Here is a 15750-nt window from a genome sequence, read left to right as displayed (position 1 = left end):
CTACAGACGATCTCAAGATCAATGTGAGCACCAGAGACCCTAAACCCACGGTGCCCTGTTCTGACTCACGCGCCCGGATCGTGGTCGTCGACGGCGTCACCGGGCGGCGCAGCCACCACCACCGGTCGTCCGTCGCGTTCGACGACTCCGGGCCGGCGCAACGCGTGCTTGAACACCGACAACATCATCATCTGACCGGCCCGCGGGCCGCTGACGAAGGTGCCCATGACCGCGATCATGGTCACGTGCGGAATGTCGTGACCGTGCCGCAGATGCGACACCCGGATGGTCACCGCGCTGTTGCCGAATGCCCAGTCGGCCGCCTTCAAATGCAGCACATCACCGACGGTGAGCAGCGATTCAGCAGACAATGTCACACCACCCGTCACCGTCATTGTCGCCGTCACCGCTGCCGTTGCCGTTGCCGTCACTGCCCTCGTCGCCGTCCGCTGGATGTGGAAACTCCGGAGGCCGCAGCCCGGCCACGGTGAGCACGGTCCGAATCCGCCGGGCTCGCGGCACGTCACGCCGGTCGAGCACCGCGAGGGCCATCGTGAACGGCGCGCAGAAGGCGACCACACCGCAGGCCGGGCACTCACCCGTACGGATCGGCAGGTGCTTCTCGGCGACCTCCCGCGCGTACCGCAGCACCTGGTCGGCTTCGGGATCCGGGGTGAATCCACGACCGCCCGGACCGCCGGCCCGGCGCGGAGCCGGCACCACCGCGCGGGCGCCCATCAGCCGGAAGCGCGGATCGTTATCGACGTCGGCCTTTGCTGGAGTGCGTTTCGGCAGCGGCGGCCAGGTCCGCCCGGTAACGGGTGACGGCGCGATTCGCCGCACCGGTCGACCACTCCCCTCGTTTTTGATCATCGCATCCCCTTCGATTCAAATACTTCTTGCCAATCCACCCTGGACTTTTAAGCGCCCGCACCGGAAGATAGGCACGGCTCAGCGTCACGCCTTGCCATATTCGATCTTGAAAGGGAAGGGTCGGTAGTTCGTGAGTAATAACGGGGTTCCACGAATTCTCAAGTTCCTTCGGGCCACCAACGGAGGCATGACTCAGGAGCAGTTGGCCCAACGGCTCAACGTCTCCACCTCGCTGGTCGCCAAGTTCGAGACGGCACGGCAGATCCCGATGCCGGACACCGCCGAGCAGATCGACGCCGTGTTCAGCAGCGGCACCCTGGTGAAGGAGACCGTCGCCGACGCCCGCCAGGCTGCCCCGCCGCAGTGGTTCCAGCCGTGGCCGGACTACGAGGCCGAGGCCGAGATGCTACGCGGATACGAGCCGACCTACGTTCCGGGGCTGTTGCAGACCGAGGCGTACGCCCGTGCGGTGCTCGCCGCCGGCCTGCTCCAGCCCGACGTGGCCGAGCAGCGGCTGGCGCACCGGCTCGCCCGCCAGTCCACCGTCTTTGACCGCAAGTCGCCGCCGATCTGCTCGTTCATCGTCGACGAGGCGGCGCTGCGCCGGGGTGACCCGGTGATGATGAAGGAGCAGTTGCTGCACCTGGCCGAGATGGCGCAGCGCACCCGGGTGCTGCTGCACGTGGTGCCGCTCAGCGTCGGGCTCTACGCCGGTCAGCCCGGCAACTTCGTGCTGGCCACTCTGACCTCCGGGGCGAACGTGGCCTATCTGGAGGACCAGGTGGACGGTCACACCATCCAGGAGCCGGCCAAGGTCGCCGCCCTCGTCAGCGTGTGGGAGGCGATACGCTCGGTGGCACTGCCCCGGGACGCGTCCCGGGACCTGATCGCGAGGATGGCGGAAGAGCTATGACCCAGCCAGCGTGGCGCACCTCCAGCCGCAGCAACAGCAACGGTGGCAACTGTGTCGAGGTCGCCGACAACCTGCCGGGCCGGGTGCTGGTCCGCGACAGCAAGGACCGCACCGGCGGCACCCTCACCTTCGCCCCGACCGCTTGGTCGGCGTTCATCGCCGACGTCGACACCCGGCGCTGACATTCGGCGCTGAGACCTGACGCTGACATCCGGCGCTGATACCGCCAAGCCTGGATCGGCCGGGTGATCTCGGCCGGTCCAGGCTCGCGGGGGCGTTGCCGGTTCGCCGCCCGCAACTGCTACCGGGATGCGGGCCAGTGCTCCGGCCTTCAGGCCGGGGGTGAAGGCCCGCGCTGGGAGGGTCGCCAGGCCCGAGCGGTGTCTTGACCGGGACGGTTCTGCTGCTCGATGTACTGCTTGATGACGTTCAGCGGTGGACCGCCGACAGATCCGGCAAAGTACGAGCCGGACCAGAGTTTGTTGGCCCGGTGGTAGTGGCGCGTCAGGTCGGGGAACTCCTGCCGGAGGCGGCGCGAGGAGACGCCCTTGAGGCTGTTGACCAGCCGTGCCACGGCGACCTTGGGCGGGAAGTTGACCAGCAGGTGGACGTGGTTGTTCTCTCCGTTGAACTCGACCAGTTCGGTTTCGAAGTCGGCGCACACGTCTCGCATGATCGTCTCCATCCGGGTCAGGTGCCGGTCGGCGAACACCCTGTTCAAGGTCTGCGACAACGGCCGCCTGCGGTTGCCGAAGATCGGCGACCTGCCGGCCCGCTGGTCGAGGGTCCTGCCCTCGGATCCATCCAGCGTGACGATCATCAAGGACGCGGCCGGGCGGTATGTCGCCTCGTTCGTCGTGACCATCGGCGAGGACGAGACGCTGCCGCCGGTCGACTCCGAGATCGGGATCGACCTGGGCCTGACCCACTTCGCGGTCATGTCCGACGGCACGAAGATCACCGCCCCGAAGTTTCTGCGCCGGGCGGCCCGCAAACTCAAACGGTCGCAGCGGGCCCTCGCGCGCAAGCAGAAGGGCGGCAACCGCCGTAGGAAAGCCATCGTGCGGGTCGCTCGCGCTCATGCGCGGGTGGCCGACACCCGGCGGGACTGGCAGCACAAACTGTCCACGGCGATCATCCGCGACAACCAAGCGGTGTACGTCGAGGACCTGTGCGTTGTTGGTCTCGGCCGGACTCGGCTGGCGAAATCCGTGCACGATGCGGGCTGGGCCGCCTTCACCGGCATGCTGGAGTACAAGGCGGAGCGGTACGGGCGTACCTTCGCCCGGGTGGACCGGTTCTTCCCGTCCACCCGGATGTGCTCCGACTGCGGCCGGATCAACGAGGAGATCGCGTTGAACGTCCGGGAGTGGGACTGCCCGTGCGGCAGTCACCACGACCGGGACATCAACGCCGCCATCAACATCAAGGCCGCCGGACAGGCGGACTTCAACGACCGTCGAGCGCAGGTAAGACCAGGACGTGTCCCGGCACCGCGCAGTGAAGCGGTAACCCACCCGGACGCCGTGTGTTCCACACGCAGCGTGGAGGGAATCCTCGTCCCTTAGAGCGAGGAGGATGTCAAAGGTTGTAGCCGCCGGAGACCTCGATGTCCTGCGCGGTGATCCAGCGACCCTCTTCGCCGAGCAGCGTCGCGATGACCATGCCGATGTCGTCCGGTTCGCCGAGCCGACCCAGGGCGGTCCTGGCCACGAGGCCCGGGATCACCTCGGGGTAGCGTTCGAAGGCGTTGTCGGCGATCCGCGTGCGGGTGGAACCGGGCGAGATCGAGTTGACCCGGATGCCACGCGGGCTGAACTCCTTGGCCATGTAGCGGGTCAGCACCACCAGGCCGCCCTTCATCGTGCCGTAGGCGGAGTACCCGCTCTCCATGCCGGCGAACGAGGCCGAGTTGCTGGCGACGTTGACGATGGCACCACCGTCGACCAGCAGCGGCAACAGCGTCTGGGTCAGGAAGTACGGACCCTTGAGCAGGGCCCGCATGAGCCCGTCGAACATCTCCTCGGTCGTGTCCTCGAACGCCGCCATCTGGCCGAATCCGGCATTGTTGACCAGGTGGTCGAACGTGTCCCGCTGCCAGGTGTCGCGCAGCGCGGCGACCACCGAGTCACGGAAGGCGGGGAAGGTCTCCGACCGGCCGACGTCCAACCGCAGCGCGACCGCCGTACCACCGTTCTTTTCGATGGTGGCGACCGTGTCGAGCGCTCCCGGCTGGTTGCCAAGGTACGTGAGGATCACCCCGGCACCCCGCTCGGCGAGCTGGACGGCCGCGCTCTGCCCGATGCCGGAGCTGGCGCCGGTGACAACTGCTACTCGCATGATCATCCAATCCGTTCGTGCTGGTGAACCGGGACATTGCCGAGGCTGCGGGCGAGCCAGTCGCTGCGCGTACGCCGGGCGGCGGCCGAGACCGGCACCTGCGGGAACAGCGCGTCGAAGCCGTGGCAGCCGCCGGCCCAGACGTGCAGCTCGGCCTGGCCTCCGGCGGCCCAGATCCGGGTGGCGTAGTCGACGGCCTCGTCCCGGAAGACCTCGGCGGAGCCGGCGTCGATGTAGGTGGTGGGCAGGCCGGAGAGGTCGTCGGCCAGTGCGGGTGAGACGTACGCCGGCACCGGTCGGCCGCCGCCGGCCGCCTCGCCGAGCACCGATCGCCAGCCGAACTCGTTCGACTCCCGGGTCCAGACCCCGGGTTCGCCGGAGTACTGCCGGCTGGAGGTGGTGCCGTTGCGGTGGTCGAGCATCGGGCCGATCAGCACCTGGGCGGCGATCGCCGGGGCGTGACGGTCGCGCGCCATCAGGGTCACCCCTGCGGCGAGGCCACCGCCGGCACTGGCCCCCACGACGACGATCCGGGCCGGGTCGATGCCCAGTTCGACAGCGTGTTCGGCGGTCCAGACCAGACCGGTGTAGCAGTCGTCGACCAGGGTGGTGCCGCTGGCCTCCGGTGCCAGCCGGTAGTCCACCGAGACCACGACCACGCCGAACCGGTCCAGCCACTCCAGCGGGATGTCGATCTGGGAGTAGCGGTCGCCCATGACCATCCCGCCGCCGTGGATCCAGTAGACGCATGGTGCCGGGCCGGCATGGTCATCGCGGTCGGTTCGGTTGGTCTGGTCGGTCTGTGCGGGGCGCAGGATCGTCAGCGGGATCCGTACGCCGTCCGGGCCGGGGATCGTGACCTCGCGCCGGTCGACGGCACGGCCGTCGAGCAGTGGTTCGATCGGCGTCGACGACAACGGCCGGAGCTGCGCGAGCAGCTCGGCGTCGAGTCGCGGTACGAGCGGCATGTCGGCGAGGGCGGTACGCAACTCGGGATCGAGTTCCGGTCGGGGCAGTGTCATGAGGGTGTCCTTGAGCTTGTAGGGGGCTGCGGTCTCAGCGCGGTATCAGAAGGTCGCCTTGCCGCCGACCGGCACCGCGTCGGTGTACTGCGACTCACCGGCCAGCAGCGGCTGCAGCTTCGCGACCAGCGCCTGCGCCGGCTCGGTGGCGAAGAAGGCGCTGTGCGCCTCCTGGCTGGTCCAGCCCTCGGTGACGGAGACCGTGTCCGGGTTGCTGGCGGAGCGGCCGACGAGGAAGACGACGCAGTCGCCGTTGGGCAGGGCGGGCGCGTCGAGCAGGAGCTTGACGACCTCGTCACCCTTGCCCGGCTGGGCCGTCATGGTGGCGTGGAAACCGTGGTTGACGATCATGGAAAGGCCTTCCGCGAGGATCGGGCGCTCGTGCGCTCCCGGCATATCGACATACCCATGACATCACCACGGCCGGGAGGAACGTTAGAGCGATCCTCCTTATGCCTTGCCTGATCCTCCCGTTGTAGGGATGATCGTTTGATGCTTCAATCGGCTCATGAACCTTGACGAGCTGCGTGCCGTGCTGTCCCGCCACGCCCGGCCGGATCAACGCACCGCGATCGACGACGTGCTGATCTCGAAGGTCGAGGAGCCGGCTCCGCCGTCGTCGTCCATGTCGGGCACCGTGCTAGCGGTGATCGCACAGGGCGCGAAGCGTCTCGCGTTGGGCGAGCGCGTGTACGAGTACCACGCCGGGCAGTACCTGATCGCGTCGGTGGATCTGCCGATCACCGGTCACTTCGTCGAGCCCAGCCCGCAGCGGCCGGCGCTGGGCTTCGGCCTGATCCTGCGCCCGACCACCATCGCCGAGCTCCTGCTGCAGGCGGCGCCTGGCGACCTCCCACCCATCGGCGGCGGCGCACCGTCCGGTATGGCGGTCAGCGACGCACCCGACGAGTTGCTCGACGCGGTGCTACGGCTACTGCACCTGCTCGACCGACCACGCGACATCGCGGTGCTCGCCCCGCTGATCAAGCGGGAGATCCTCTGGCGGCTCGTCACCGGCGATCAGGGCGCCGTCGTACGCCAGCTCGGCCTGGCCGACAGCAGCCTCAGCCACGTCGCACGGTCGGTCCAGTGGATCCGTGACCACCATGCCGAGTCGTTCAAGGTGGAGCACCTGGCGCGACTGTCCGGCATGAGCGCTTCCGCCTTCTACCGCAACTTCCAGGCGGTCACCGCGATGAGCCCGATCCAGTTCCAGAAGCAGATCCGGCTCCAGGAGGCCCGTCTCCTGCTCGCCACCCATCCCGACGACGTCACCGGGGTCAGCCGCCGGGTCGGCTACGACAGCCCGTCCCAGTTCAGCCGCGAGTACCGCCGCCAGTTCGGCGCGCCGCCCAGCCAGGACGCCGCCCGCCTGCGTGGACCGCGCCACGACACTGCACCAACAGCCCTGGTGTGAGTGACCACGGCCGTCCGCAGCGGACCTTTCATCGTCTGTCCGCGATCGGCTCGGCAACCATCAACGCGCAGGTCCGAAACCTCGTCTCAGGCCCGACCAGGCGTCTCAGTGGCGTTTGTAGCAGACGTCGCGGACCCAGCCGCACCATCGGCTCGCGCATCTGCCGAGAAGCGGATGCTCGATGATGGCGACGACAGCGCATCGGTAATAAAGGGCCTTGTCGCCCCGCCTACGCTGATCGTCGCGGATCGCGATGGACTGACCGTGTCATGATCACGTAGTGCGGGTAACGATGGCAACCGATTCGGGACACCCAGGGCGCACGAATGAGGACTTCGCCGGCGCCGTTGCGTCCGGCATGGTCCTGGTTGACGGCGCGGGTGGCATCGCCGGTGCCGAGAAGGTCTGCCACCACGGCGTGACCTGGTACGCCACCCGTCTCGGCGGTGCCCTCCTGGGCGCGCTGTCCCATGACCGGACCCTACGTGACGTGCTGGCCGAGAGCATCGAGCGGATCACCGACGAGCACCGCGACACCTGCGACGTCGCCCACTCGATCAGCCCGTACGCAGCCGTGGCGATGCTCAGGTTTTCCGGCGATCTCGTCGAGCACCTGGTCCTCGGCGACTCAGTGGTGGTCGTCGGCCGGTCCGGGGTCGAGCCCTTCGTCGCCCGCGATCCGCGCGAGGTGGTGATCGCCCGGTCCTTCGAGAGCCGGCTGAAGGGCATTCCCGACGGCAGTGACGAGTACCTGCGGCTACTGCTGGAGTTGCGGGCTCGACGGAACAGCCCGGGCGGTTTCTGGGTGGCCAAGGACGACCCGCGGGTGGTGGACGAGGCGATTACCGGCAGTTGGCCGGCGGACGCGGTGACCACGACGGCGCTGCTCAGCAACGGCGCGAGCCGGCTCGTGGACACCTTCGGGCTAACCGGCTGGGCGGGACTGCTACACCTGTTGGAGGCCGACGGACCCGGCGAGATCATCCGCCGAGTCAGGGAGGCCGAGGTCCGCGACGGCGTTGCCGCCGACGACGCGACGATCCTCTGCCGCAGCTGAGCGAGATAGCTCGGCGACAGGTGCTGGACTACCGGAGCAGGAAGACTGCTTGGCAAGTCGCCCGTGGTCGCACCGTCCGCGGGCCGACCCATCATCCGCTCGCGGGTTCCCCATGGTGCACATGATCGGATGCACGGATCTGCCGCGGCCGGCGCATGTTAGTCTCAGGAATCGTCATCGCATAGCTTCCGATATGTGCAAATAAGCGGGCCTTTGCGCTATACCGTCCCTGGTGTCAGATAACTGCCTCCTTCCAGGCTGAACGGCCCGTATCAAGCACTTCGCACGGCAACGTTGACTCGTGATCATCGCCGATGTCGAGGGGGTTCCCGCCGGGCCTCGCGCCTTCGTGGCCGATCCGACCAACCGTGGACGCGCACGTCGCCGTAGACTAGAATCGTGGTCTATGACGGTGCTGCCGCTATCCGAGGCGAAGGCCAGACTCTCCGAGGTGGCCGACGAGGTCGATCGTACCCATGACCGCGTTCACATCACGCGCAACGGCCGCGAGTACGTGGTGCTGATCTCCGCGGAGGATCTTGAGTCACTGGAGGCCACCATCGAACTGCTTTCTGATCCGACCGCCATGGCGCGGATACAGGAAGCCGAGGACGCTCTCGCCAGGGGCGAGAGCACCAGCGCCGAGGAAATGGCGCTCCTCATGGCGCAACGGCGGGCTCGTGAACGGGCCGCATGACGAAACAGATCCCGACAGCGAAGCCGGCGGACCCGAACCGTACACCGTGGTCTTGGCGCCTGGCGCGAGGCGAGCCTTGAGTGACAGCCTCCCGGCCAGCGCCGCGTTCGCCGCATGGGAGTTCATCAGCGGCCCGCTACGACGAGAACCGCACCGGGTGGGAGCTCGACTGCACGCTCCGTTCGAAGGTCTCTGGCGGGCCAGGCGCGGCGAGTACCGCGTCCGCTATCGCATCGACGACAAGCACCGCGAGGTACATGTCCTTGACGTCGATCACCGGCGCGACGCATATCGCCGCTGACTTCCAAGGAACATCCGCTCATGCCGCCGAGCGGGCGCGCTACCTGCCGGCCGCTGCCTCACGCTGCGTGGCTGGACTTCGGTCCGGCCGACGTCCCGAACTGCCGATGTCAGCTCGGCGCAGGGACCGCAAGAAGATCTTCATACTCGACACCGCGGACGCACACCGGATCGTCTACAGCTACGAGGCTGTCGTCGACGGCGAACTGCGATGGATCTCGCTGGTCACCGTCCGCCTCGAAGCCGAGACAGACGGAACCCGCCTGGAACGGACCGAACAGGTGACCTTCCTCAGATACGCGGGGGACGGCAGTACGGACCTGGCGCACCTACGCGGCGGGAGAGTGCTGCAACTGAACGGCCTCGACGCGGCCCTGCAATCCGGCCATCGGCGTCAGTAGTTCGCAGTGCACGGCCTTCTCGACCATCAGTAACCGTCGGCCCGGTAAGAACGGTAAGAACGGACCGCCCATGACGAATGTTGGGATTTCCGCCAGGTCCAGGTCGTCGAAGCCGCGGACCAGGGCGGCTGGCAGCCGGCCACGTTCCTCGCGGAACACCGCCACCACCAACGCCACCGCAGCGTCGCCGATGCATTGTCCGGCGCTCCGCGCCGGCCGCCCGTCCGTTCATCGCGGTCAGGCCCAACTCGGCCACCGGCCGGACCGCGACCGGCCGTCACTGCGGGCGCGGGCGCAGCGGGCAGTGGGAAACCCAGGCTAACGCGGCATCGAGGTCCGCGACACGTCGATCACGTAGAAGCCGCCGAGCACCTCACGTGTCGCCGCGAACGGTCCGTTGGTCACGACCCGCTGGCCATCCGACCTGACCCGCACCATGAGAAACTGGCATATGTCGATATTCGGATCTACCGCAGTCGGGGCGCGAGTCTGCGTACGCGCCGAACGGAGGAGGCGAGGACATGGACCGTCGGTCAGACTCCATGTGTGACGGCTGCCAGCAATCGCGACCGCGTCCTCGAAGCGCTTCGGCGTAGCTCGGGCCCGCTGGATGATGACCAGCTGTCGTACCGCACGGGTGTCCGGCCACGGCAGCAGGTCAACCAGATCTGCTGTGCGTTGCACCTGACCGGAGCCATCCGGCGGCGAGAGGGACCGGATGGGAAAATCGTTAACGAACTCGTCGAACGGACGAGCAGAGTCCTGACCAGCGAGGATCCCAGAACACTACCTAGCGTACTGCCTTCGCCTGCTGCCGGTGTTCGACGGGTCGAAGATCACCTGCCGCCCGGAAACTCTGCGGAGCAGCGACATGCCGAGCGGGTCATGCTTGATCTGCTGGGCCGTGATCTGGCATTGAGGCTGGAGCCGGCAAAGATCGCCGTCCCATCGGGAGTTCGGGTCGAGGTAGACGGCTGCGACAGTGGCCGCACTGTTCTCGTAGAGTGCTGGGCCCATCAGGGCCCGCCGAAGTCGGCGCAGCGTCACAAGGTACTGGCCGACGCGCTGAAGCTGACGTGGATCGCAAGCACAATGTACCCGCAGCCTCGCCTCGTGCTCTGCATGAGCGATCCGGCCGCAGCGAGGCCGTTCCTCCCAACGGCGCGCTCCTGGGCTGCGCAGGCGCTACTGGACCTCGCGATTACCGTCCATGTGGTCGAGATACCTGACGATGTCCGCAAGAAGGTCCGCGCTGCCCAGGAACGCCAGTACCGTTAGCCGACGGCGCCGGATCGACGTCATCGACAGGGGTAGCGACTCCGAAGAGTACGTCCGCGATGCGAGCTACGCGACCCATCTCAAATGTTCCCGGTTGCGGCGTTAGCTTGTTCGACGTTCGCCTTGCCCGTGGTCCGGGTGCCCTCCCAGGTTCGGTATGCCAACGAACCGCCCCGAGTTGGGTCACGTTGAAGATCATTTTCTGATCTCGGCGCTGTGACCTGCCGTGTTGCTCGCGAGTGTCGAAATCTGCGCACTAACCGACACCCTGACCTCGGCGCAATGTTCCATCTTGGCGACTTCCCTACGCCCAGGAAGAGACGCGGGCATCCGATGTGGATGACCAAGCCTACCGGAAGAGCCGCAAGGGCCGCCGACCACGACGTGCCCACCAGGACCCACGCCGGCGGATGCCAGGTATCCGCCCACGCCGACACGCCGCCATCCCGTGCGAAGGCGCTCCTCCAGTCGGGGCGCTCAACGGGCGGCACCGCTGCCACCAGCGGAAAAGCCGCACCGATCGTCGTACGCACCACATGACCCCAGTCGGGTCACTCACGGTGACCAGGGAGCTGGAGCCGGCCCGGGTAACCACGGGATCTCCATCGCGAGTGGACTCTGGCATACCTCAAAAGCCAGGGATGACGTCAGTCTGGCTCCACTCGCCGCGGACATGACGATGGCTGGACGGAGGCAGCACGACGCAGTGCCCGAAATGGGCAGGAGGTGACATCACATTCGTGACCGTGCGTGATTACGCCGGCTCATCCACCGACGGTCAGCCGCCGTCCAGCCGGACACAACGCGCTGAGCGGCGGCAGGCAACGGGTAAGCCGGCAGCCGAGCACGGCGGCGGCATGGTGCACCCCGACCCGGGCCACGTTGACGATCACCTTCCGATCTCGGCGCGGCGACCTGCCGTGAAGTATCCGTCAAGCCGACGCGCCGCTATCCAGTGCGAAGGTGCTCCTCCAGTCGGGGCGCTCAACGGGCGGCACCACTGCCACCAGCGGAAACACCGCACCGATCGTCATACGCACTAAATGACGCAAGTCAGGTCAAATGTTCCCGGTTGCGGCGTTAGCTTGTTCGACGTTCGCCTTGCCCGTGGTCCGGGTGCCCTCCCCCAGGTTGTCCTGGCCTGGGTCGCTGACATCCGCACCGACGGCCTCGGCGTCAACATCGTGGGCAACCGACTGGCCGGGAACCCCCTGTTCGGGTCCGCCAGCTCGCTGAAGGCGGCGACCGCCGCGACCGTCGTGCTGTACGAATCGGTACGCCAACGAACCGCCGGCGGCCGGCGGTAGCCCTTCGCAGGTGGCATCGGACTCGGGCGGCAGGTCCCCGTCCCACCGACACCCGACCTGGTATTTCGGTTGCAGGCCGGCTCCGCCCGCCACTAACGTCCGCAGATCATGGGATCGAAGTCGGTCACACCGGCCAACTGGCTCGAGGTGAACCGCACCAACTGGGACGCACGAGTTCCGGTGCACGCCAAGAGCAAGGTCTACGACATCCCGGCGTTCGTGGCAGGCGCGGACACGCTGCGGGACTACGAGCCCGATGAAGTCGGTGACGTGCGCGGCAAGACGCTGCTCCACCTCCAATGCCACCTTGGCCTGGACACCTTGTCTTGGGCGCGACGGGGCGCGACGGTGACGGGCCTGGACTTCTCGCAGCCGGCATTGGACGTCGCTGTCTCGGTCGCCGCCCGGATCGGCGTCGAATCCGCGCGTTTCGTGTTGGCCGACGTCTACGACGCGGTGACGGTGCTGGCCGGGAAGACCTTCGACCTCGTCTACGTCAGCATCGGCTCGCTGCAGTTCCTGCCCGACATCGGACGCTGGGCCCAGGTCGTCGCCGCTCTCGTCGTCCCAGGTGGCTTCTGTTACCTGACCGAGCCGCACCCGCTCGTCAAGCTCATCGACGACGCGGGTACGACCCTCACCCTCAGCGGTGGCTACTTCACCCAGGACGCGATCATGTTGGACGAGGGTACGTACGGCGACCCGGAGGCGGAACTGGAGGCGACCGCCAGCGTCGAATGGCTCCACCACACCGCTGAGGTAGTCAGCGCTCTCGGCGCGGCGGGCATGTGTGTGGAGTTCCTCCACGAGCACGACTGGATCTGGTACCCGATCTTTCCGGGCCTCACCCGGCGGAACGACGGCCGGTGGCGGTTCCCCGAAGGGCAGCCGAGCATCCCGCTGCTGTACTCGTTGCGGGCCGCCAAACACAGGTAGCGCCACCTGCCTGAGGTTTCTTAACGAGTTCTCATCAAGCTCCCGTCGGACTCCCAACCGCGGCGGGTGAGATGAGGGCATGCGCATCTGGAGACCTCGCGGCCGGCGGGGGTGGCTGCTGGTCGTCGCGGCCGTACTCGCCGCCGGATTGCCGGTCATCGCCGATCGGGTCGCCGCTGGCGTGGTCGGCGACCGGTTGGCCGACGCTGTCGCCTGCGTCGCCGGTCTGGCCGAGCCGCCAGAGGTCGACGTGCACGGCTTCCCGTTCGTGACGCAGGCGGTCACCGGCCGGTTCGCCGGTCTCACCGTCACCGCCGACCGGCTCGGCCAGGGTGCGCTGCCGATCGCCGGGATCACCGCCGAGGTGCGCGACGTCGAGATCGACGGTGACCTGCCGGCCGTCGGCACCGATCCGCCATCGGGTGACAGCCCGGTCGAGATCCGGATCGGTCGACTGCACGCCGCGTTCACCATCGAATTCGCGCAGCTCGACACGCTGGCCGCCGACCGGTCCGCCGACTCCGGCGAGAGCCCGCTCGCAGCTGCCGATCTGCGGATCCGTGGCGGGGACAGCGGTCAACTGATCGTCGACGTCACCGCGAGCCTGTTCGGCCAGGCCGTGCCGGTGACCGTGTACGCCGTACCGGTACTCGACGGCCGCACGCTTCGCATCGAACCGGTGGAGATCGAGGTGCTCGGGCTACGCCGCTCCGCCGACCAGCTGCCGGGCGGCCTCGGCGACCGCCAGCTCGAACGGGAACTGCCCGAGCTCCCGGCCGGTCTGGCGTACCACGCACTGACCACGACCGCCGAGGGACTGCGTCTGGAAGTCACCGGCGAGTCCGTCACGGTCGGCGGTGCGGATCTGCGGCCAGCCGGGCAGGCGACCGATCGGGACATCGAACCATGCACGTGACAGGCATGAATTTCAGCAGGGAGTAAGGCGTGAATTCCAGCAGGGAGCAGGCGTGAACAGTGTGGAGACCGGTGCGGTTCACCGGCTGATGTCCAGGATCGGCGGTGCCGTGGTACGGCGGCCGTGGTGGGTGATCAGCACCTGGCTGTTGCTGACCGTCACGGTGGTCGCGCTGATCGCCGGCTTCGGTCGGCCCACCGAGGAGGACGTCTCGCTGCCCGGCAGCGACGGCCAGATCGGGCGGGACCTGCTCGACGAGCACTTCGCCGGCAGCGACAACGCCAACGGCCAGCTCATCTTCGAAACCGGCAGCGGCCGGCTGGACGATCCGGCGAACATCGCCGCCGTAGCCGCCGCCCTCGACGAGGTCGAGCAGGCACCGCACGTGGTGTCGGTGACCCCGCCCAGTGTCGAGGCCGGCACGGTCAGCGCCGACGGAACGATCGGCTACGCCACCGTACGGCTGGATGTCGACCCACGCTCGGTCACCCAGCACATGTCCGACGACATCGTCGAGGCCGCCGCCCCGGCCCGCGATGCCGGCATCGAGACCGTGCCCGGCGGTGCCCTGGCCCGGCGGGGCGCCGAGACCCACACCAGCGAACTGCTCGGTCTCGGGGTCGCGGTGATCGTGCTGGTGCTGGTCTTCGGCGGGCTGGTCGCGGCGGCGCTGCCGCTGGTCACCGGGGTACTGACGCTGGTGATCGGGGTCGGCTCGGTGGGGCTGGCCGGACATCTGACCGACATGCCCGGGGTGGCCAGCACTCTGGCCACGATGATCGGTCTCGGCGTCGGCATCGACTACGCGCTGTTCCTGGTCACCCGCTACCGGGCGTTGCTCGACGACGGCGTGGCGATCAAGCCGGCGATCGTGGCCACGGTCGCCTCGTCCGGCAGCGCCGTGCTGTTCGCCGGCGGGACGGTGATCGTCGCGCTCTGCGGGCTGTCCGTCGCCCAGGTACCGATCCTCACCACGCTGGGCTGGACAGCCGGGCTGGTGGTGCTGATAGCGGTGGCCGCCGCCACCACTCTGCTACCGGCGCTGCTGACCGTGCTGGGCCACCGCATCGGCGCACTGCGGCTACCCGGCCTGCGCCGGCGACGGGACAGCGGCGACTTCTGGGGGCGGCTGGCCCACCGGGTCACCCGCCGCCCCGGCAGCTACGCGCTCGGCACCGCGCTCGTGCTGGCCCTGCTGGCGGCGCCCACCCTGGCCCTGCAGCTCGGGCAGACCGATCCCGGCAACGACCTGCCGGGCAGTCCGACCCGGGTCGGCTACGACCTGATGGCCGAGGGATTCGGGCCGGGGGTCAACGGCTTGCTCAGCGTGGTTGTCGAATGGGACGCACCGGTCACCGGGCCGGACGACCCGCGCCTGCTGGCGCTGCGCCAGGAGCTGGCCACCACGAGTGGGATCGCCACCGTCGCGCCGCCGGCCACCTCGGACGACGGCCAGGTCAGCACGCTGCGGGTGCAGCCGACCACCGGGCCCAGCGATCCGGCCACGGTCGACACCGTCGCCGCGCTGCGCGACACCCAGCCGGACGACGGGCAGTTGCACGTCACCGGCGCGGTGGCGATCAAGTCCGATCTCACCGAACGGGTCGGCGACCGGATGCCGTGGGTGATCGCCGTGGTGGTCGTGGTGTCCGCGTTGCTGCTGCTGTTCGCGTTCCGGGCGCCGGTACTGGCGGTCAAGGCGGCGGTGATGAACCTGCTGTCGGTCGGTGCCGCGTACGGCGCGCTGGTCGCGGTGTTCGTCTGGGGCTGGGGCATCGCGGTGACCGGGCTGGACGGCCCGATCCCGGTCGAGTCGTACGTGCCGATGATGCTGTTCGCGCTGTTGTTCGGCCTCTCCATGGACTACGAGGTGTTCCTGCTCACGGCGGTGGGCGAGAGCTGGCACCGTACCGGTGACAACCTGTTGTCGGTGCGGACCGGGCTGGCCGCGACCGGTCGGGTGATCACCTCGGCCGCCCTGATCATGATCTGCGTCTTCGCCAGCTTCGTGGTCAACCCGAATCCGGTGATCAAGATGTTCGGGCTCGGCATGGCGGTGGCGATCGCGGTCGACGCCACGATCATCCGTGGGCTGCTGGTGCCGGCGACGATGGCGCTGCTCGGTCGGGCCAACTGGTGGCGCCCCGGCCGCGGCCGCCGGCAACCAGGCAGGCCCGCCGACGGCGGACGGCGATCAGACATGCCCGCCGACGGCGGACCGGCCGGGGTGGACCCGGGTCGACCGGCCGGCGAGCAGTCCCAACCGCTCAGCGCCCCGACCGGGTAGCCGGTC

At 68.3% G+C, this 15750-nt stretch carries 20 protein-coding genes and 1 pseudogene; 13 read left to right on the top strand and 8 right to left on the bottom strand.

Annotated elements, in window-relative coordinates; translation table 11 throughout:
* Nucleotides 1–65: 65 nt before the first annotated feature.
* Nucleotides 66–371: a hypothetical protein gene (locus ACN27F_RS20385; RefSeq protein WP_421435752.1), complete on the bottom strand. Its 306-nt coding sequence runs from the start codon at nucleotides 369–371 to the stop codon at nucleotides 66–68.
* Nucleotides 361–843, bottom strand: coding sequence for a hypothetical protein (locus ACN27F_RS20380; RefSeq protein WP_421435751.1), 483 nt, complete (start codon nucleotides 841–843; stop codon nucleotides 361–363). The genes ACN27F_RS20385 and ACN27F_RS20380 overlap by 11 nt, the downstream gene beginning before the upstream one ends.
* A 160-nt stretch (nucleotides 844–1003) precedes the next feature.
* Between ACN27F_RS20380 and ACN27F_RS20375 the strand changes: the two genes are divergently transcribed.
* Together ACN27F_RS20375 and ACN27F_RS20370 are read left to right on the top strand one after the other, a co-directional pair.
* Nucleotides 1004–1786, top strand: a complete 783-nt coding sequence (locus tag ACN27F_RS20375; RefSeq protein WP_421435748.1) for a helix-turn-helix domain-containing protein — start codon at nucleotides 1004–1006, stop codon at nucleotides 1784–1786.
* Nucleotides 1783–1968 (top strand): DUF397 domain-containing protein, encoded by a 186-nt coding sequence (locus ACN27F_RS20370; protein ID WP_421435745.1) that lies wholly within the window; start codon nucleotides 1783–1785, stop codon nucleotides 1966–1968. Before ACN27F_RS20375 ends, ACN27F_RS20370 begins: the two co-directional genes overlap by 4 nt.
* A 218-nt stretch (nucleotides 1969–2186) precedes the next feature.
* Here the strand turns inward: ACN27F_RS20370 and tnpA are convergent.
* Nucleotides 2187–2450: pseudogene (tnpA, locus tag ACN27F_RS20365) on the bottom strand (IS200/IS605 family transposase); the annotation flags it as partial.
* A 7-nt stretch (nucleotides 2451–2457) separates the two neighbouring features.
* Here tnpA and ACN27F_RS20360 point away from each other — a divergent pair.
* Entirely contained in the window at nucleotides 2458–3354 is an 897-nt protein-coding gene (locus ACN27F_RS20360; protein ID WP_421435742.1) for an RNA-guided endonuclease InsQ/TnpB family protein, read from the top strand.
* 13 nt (nucleotides 3355–3367) lie between these two features.
* Here the strand turns inward: ACN27F_RS20360 and ACN27F_RS20355 are convergent, their stop codons facing one another.
* The 3 genes from ACN27F_RS20355 to ACN27F_RS20345 are packed head-to-tail and all read right to left on the bottom strand — an operon-like array spanning nucleotide 3368 to nucleotide 5499.
* Nucleotides 3368–4126 carry an SDR family NAD(P)-dependent oxidoreductase gene (locus ACN27F_RS20355; RefSeq protein ID WP_421435741.1) on the bottom strand — a complete coding sequence of 253 codons (759 nt, stop codon included), beginning with the start codon at nucleotides 4124–4126 and terminating at the stop codon, nucleotides 3368–3370.
* A gap of 2 nt (nucleotides 4127–4128) precedes the next feature.
* Nucleotides 4129–5148 carry an alpha/beta hydrolase gene (locus ACN27F_RS20350; protein WP_421435738.1) on the bottom strand — a complete coding sequence of 340 codons (1020 nt, stop codon included), beginning with the start codon at nucleotides 5146–5148 and terminating at the stop codon, nucleotides 4129–4131.
* 45 nt (nucleotides 5149–5193) lie between these two features.
* On the bottom strand, nucleotides 5194–5499 hold the full coding sequence (locus ACN27F_RS20345) for a putative quinol monooxygenase (RefSeq protein ID WP_421435736.1): 306 nt from the start codon (nucleotides 5497–5499) through the stop codon (nucleotides 5194–5196).
* Between the two features lie 157 nt (nucleotides 5500–5656).
* On the opposite strand from ACN27F_RS20345, the gene ACN27F_RS20340 reads away from it, so the two are divergent.
* From ACN27F_RS20340 to ACN27F_RS20320, 5 genes are all read left to right on the top strand, one after another.
* Nucleotides 5657–6565, top strand: a complete 909-nt coding sequence (locus ACN27F_RS20340; protein WP_421435734.1) for an AraC family transcriptional regulator — start codon at nucleotides 5657–5659, stop codon at nucleotides 6563–6565.
* A 358-nt stretch (nucleotides 6566–6923) separates the two neighbouring features.
* A complete protein-coding gene (locus ACN27F_RS20335) occupies nucleotides 6924–7622 on the top strand; it encodes a hypothetical protein (RefSeq protein WP_421435731.1) in 699 nt (232 codons plus the stop codon).
* A 406-nt stretch (nucleotides 7623–8028) separates the two neighbouring features.
* Nucleotides 8029–8319: a type II toxin-antitoxin system Phd/YefM family antitoxin gene (locus ACN27F_RS20330; protein WP_421435729.1), complete on the top strand. Its 291-nt coding sequence runs from the start codon at nucleotides 8029–8031 to the stop codon at nucleotides 8317–8319.
* Between the two features lie 76 nt (nucleotides 8320–8395).
* A complete protein-coding gene (locus ACN27F_RS20325; RefSeq protein WP_421435727.1) occupies nucleotides 8396–8620 on the top strand; it encodes a type II toxin-antitoxin system RelE family toxin in 225 nt (74 codons plus the stop codon).
* A 106-nt stretch (nucleotides 8621–8726) separates the two neighbouring features.
* The gene (locus tag ACN27F_RS20320) at nucleotides 8727–9020 is read left to right on the top strand and encodes a hypothetical protein (protein WP_421435724.1); all 294 of its coding nucleotides are present in this window, start codon (nucleotides 8727–8729) and stop codon (nucleotides 9018–9020) included.
* A gap of 318 nt (nucleotides 9021–9338) precedes the next feature.
* Here the strand turns inward: ACN27F_RS20320 and ACN27F_RS20315 are convergent, their stop codons facing one another.
* The gene (locus tag ACN27F_RS20315) at nucleotides 9339–9458 is read right to left on the bottom strand and encodes a YciI family protein (protein ID WP_421435722.1); all 120 of its coding nucleotides are present in this window, start codon (nucleotides 9456–9458) and stop codon (nucleotides 9339–9341) included.
* 108 nt (nucleotides 9459–9566) lie between these two features.
* Here ACN27F_RS20315 and ACN27F_RS20310 point away from each other — a divergent pair, with 108 nt between their 5' ends.
* The gene (locus ACN27F_RS20310; protein WP_421435720.1) at nucleotides 9567–10298 is read left to right on the top strand and encodes a hypothetical protein; all 732 of its coding nucleotides are present in this window, start codon (nucleotides 9567–9569) and stop codon (nucleotides 10296–10298) included.
* A gap of 764 nt (nucleotides 10299–11062) precedes the next feature.
* Here the strand turns inward: ACN27F_RS20310 and ACN27F_RS20305 are convergent.
* The gene (locus ACN27F_RS20305; RefSeq protein ID WP_421435719.1) at nucleotides 11063–11191 is read right to left on the bottom strand and encodes a hypothetical protein; all 129 of its coding nucleotides are present in this window, start codon (nucleotides 11189–11191) and stop codon (nucleotides 11063–11065) included.
* 192 nt (nucleotides 11192–11383) lie between these two features.
* On the opposite strand from ACN27F_RS20305, the gene ACN27F_RS20300 reads away from it, so the two are divergent.
* From ACN27F_RS20300 to ACN27F_RS20285, 4 genes are all read left to right on the top strand, one after another.
* The gene (locus tag ACN27F_RS20300) at nucleotides 11384–11605 is read left to right on the top strand and encodes a hypothetical protein (protein WP_421435717.1); all 222 of its coding nucleotides are present in this window, start codon (nucleotides 11384–11386) and stop codon (nucleotides 11603–11605) included.
* Between the two features lie 108 nt (nucleotides 11606–11713).
* Nucleotides 11714–12541 (top strand): class I SAM-dependent methyltransferase, encoded by an 828-nt coding sequence (locus ACN27F_RS20295; protein ID WP_421435715.1) that lies wholly within the window; start codon nucleotides 11714–11716, stop codon nucleotides 12539–12541.
* Between the two features lie 79 nt (nucleotides 12542–12620).
* On the top strand, nucleotides 12621–13457 hold the full coding sequence (locus tag ACN27F_RS20290; RefSeq protein ID WP_421435712.1) for a DUF2993 domain-containing protein: 837 nt from the start codon (nucleotides 12621–12623) through the stop codon (nucleotides 13455–13457).
* A 52-nt stretch (nucleotides 13458–13509) separates the two neighbouring features.
* Nucleotides 13510–15744, top strand: coding sequence for an MMPL family transporter (locus tag ACN27F_RS20285; protein WP_421435709.1), 2235 nt, complete (start codon nucleotides 13510–13512; stop codon nucleotides 15742–15744).
* Nucleotides 15745–15750: the final 6 nt, after the last annotated feature.

The sequence above is a fragment of the Solwaraspora sp. WMMB335 genome (assembly GCF_049179075.1).
Classification (GTDB): Bacteria; Actinomycetota; Actinomycetes; order Mycobacteriales; family Micromonosporaceae; genus Micromonospora_E.
Note: the sequence above shows the minus strand (reverse complement) of the source record. Positions and strands in the feature narration are given on the sequence as shown.

Bases quoted from the DNA above. Each gene is read 5' to 3' on its own strand.
- ACN27F_RS20370 (WP_421435745.1), top strand. From the start codon at position 1,783: ATGACCCAGCCAGCGTGGCGCACCTCCAGCCGCAGCAACAGCAACGGT.
- ACN27F_RS20360 (WP_421435742.1), top strand. From the start codon at position 2,458: ATGATCGTCTCCATCCGGGTCAGGTGCCGGTCGGCGAACACCCTGTTC.
- ACN27F_RS20355 (WP_421435741.1), bottom strand. From the start codon at position 4,126: ATGCGAGTAGCAGTTGTCACCGGCGCCAGCTCCGGCATCGGGCAGAGC.
- ACN27F_RS20350 (WP_421435738.1), bottom strand. From the start codon at position 5,148: ATGACACTGCCCCGACCGGAACTCGATCCCGAGTTGCGTACCGCCCTC.
- ACN27F_RS20345 (WP_421435736.1), bottom strand. From the start codon at position 5,499: ATGATCGTCAACCACGGTTTCCACGCCACCATGACGGCCCAGCCGGGC.
- ACN27F_RS20340 (WP_421435734.1), top strand. From the start codon at position 5,657: ATGAACCTTGACGAGCTGCGTGCCGTGCTGTCCCGCCACGCCCGGCCG.
- ACN27F_RS20335 (WP_421435731.1), top strand. From the start codon at position 6,924: ATGGTCCTGGTTGACGGCGCGGGTGGCATCGCCGGTGCCGAGAAGGTC.
- ACN27F_RS20330 (WP_421435729.1), top strand. From the start codon at position 8,029: ATGACGGTGCTGCCGCTATCCGAGGCGAAGGCCAGACTCTCCGAGGTG.
- ACN27F_RS20320 (WP_421435724.1), top strand. From the start codon at position 8,727: ATGTCAGCTCGGCGCAGGGACCGCAAGAAGATCTTCATACTCGACACC.
- ACN27F_RS20315 (WP_421435722.1), bottom strand. From the start codon at position 9,458: ATGGTGCGGGTCAGGTCGGATGGCCAGCGGGTCGTGACCAACGGACCG.
- ACN27F_RS20295 (WP_421435715.1), top strand. From the start codon at position 11,714: ATGGGATCGAAGTCGGTCACACCGGCCAACTGGCTCGAGGTGAACCGC.
- ACN27F_RS20290 (WP_421435712.1), top strand. From the start codon at position 12,621: ATGCGCATCTGGAGACCTCGCGGCCGGCGGGGGTGGCTGCTGGTCGTC.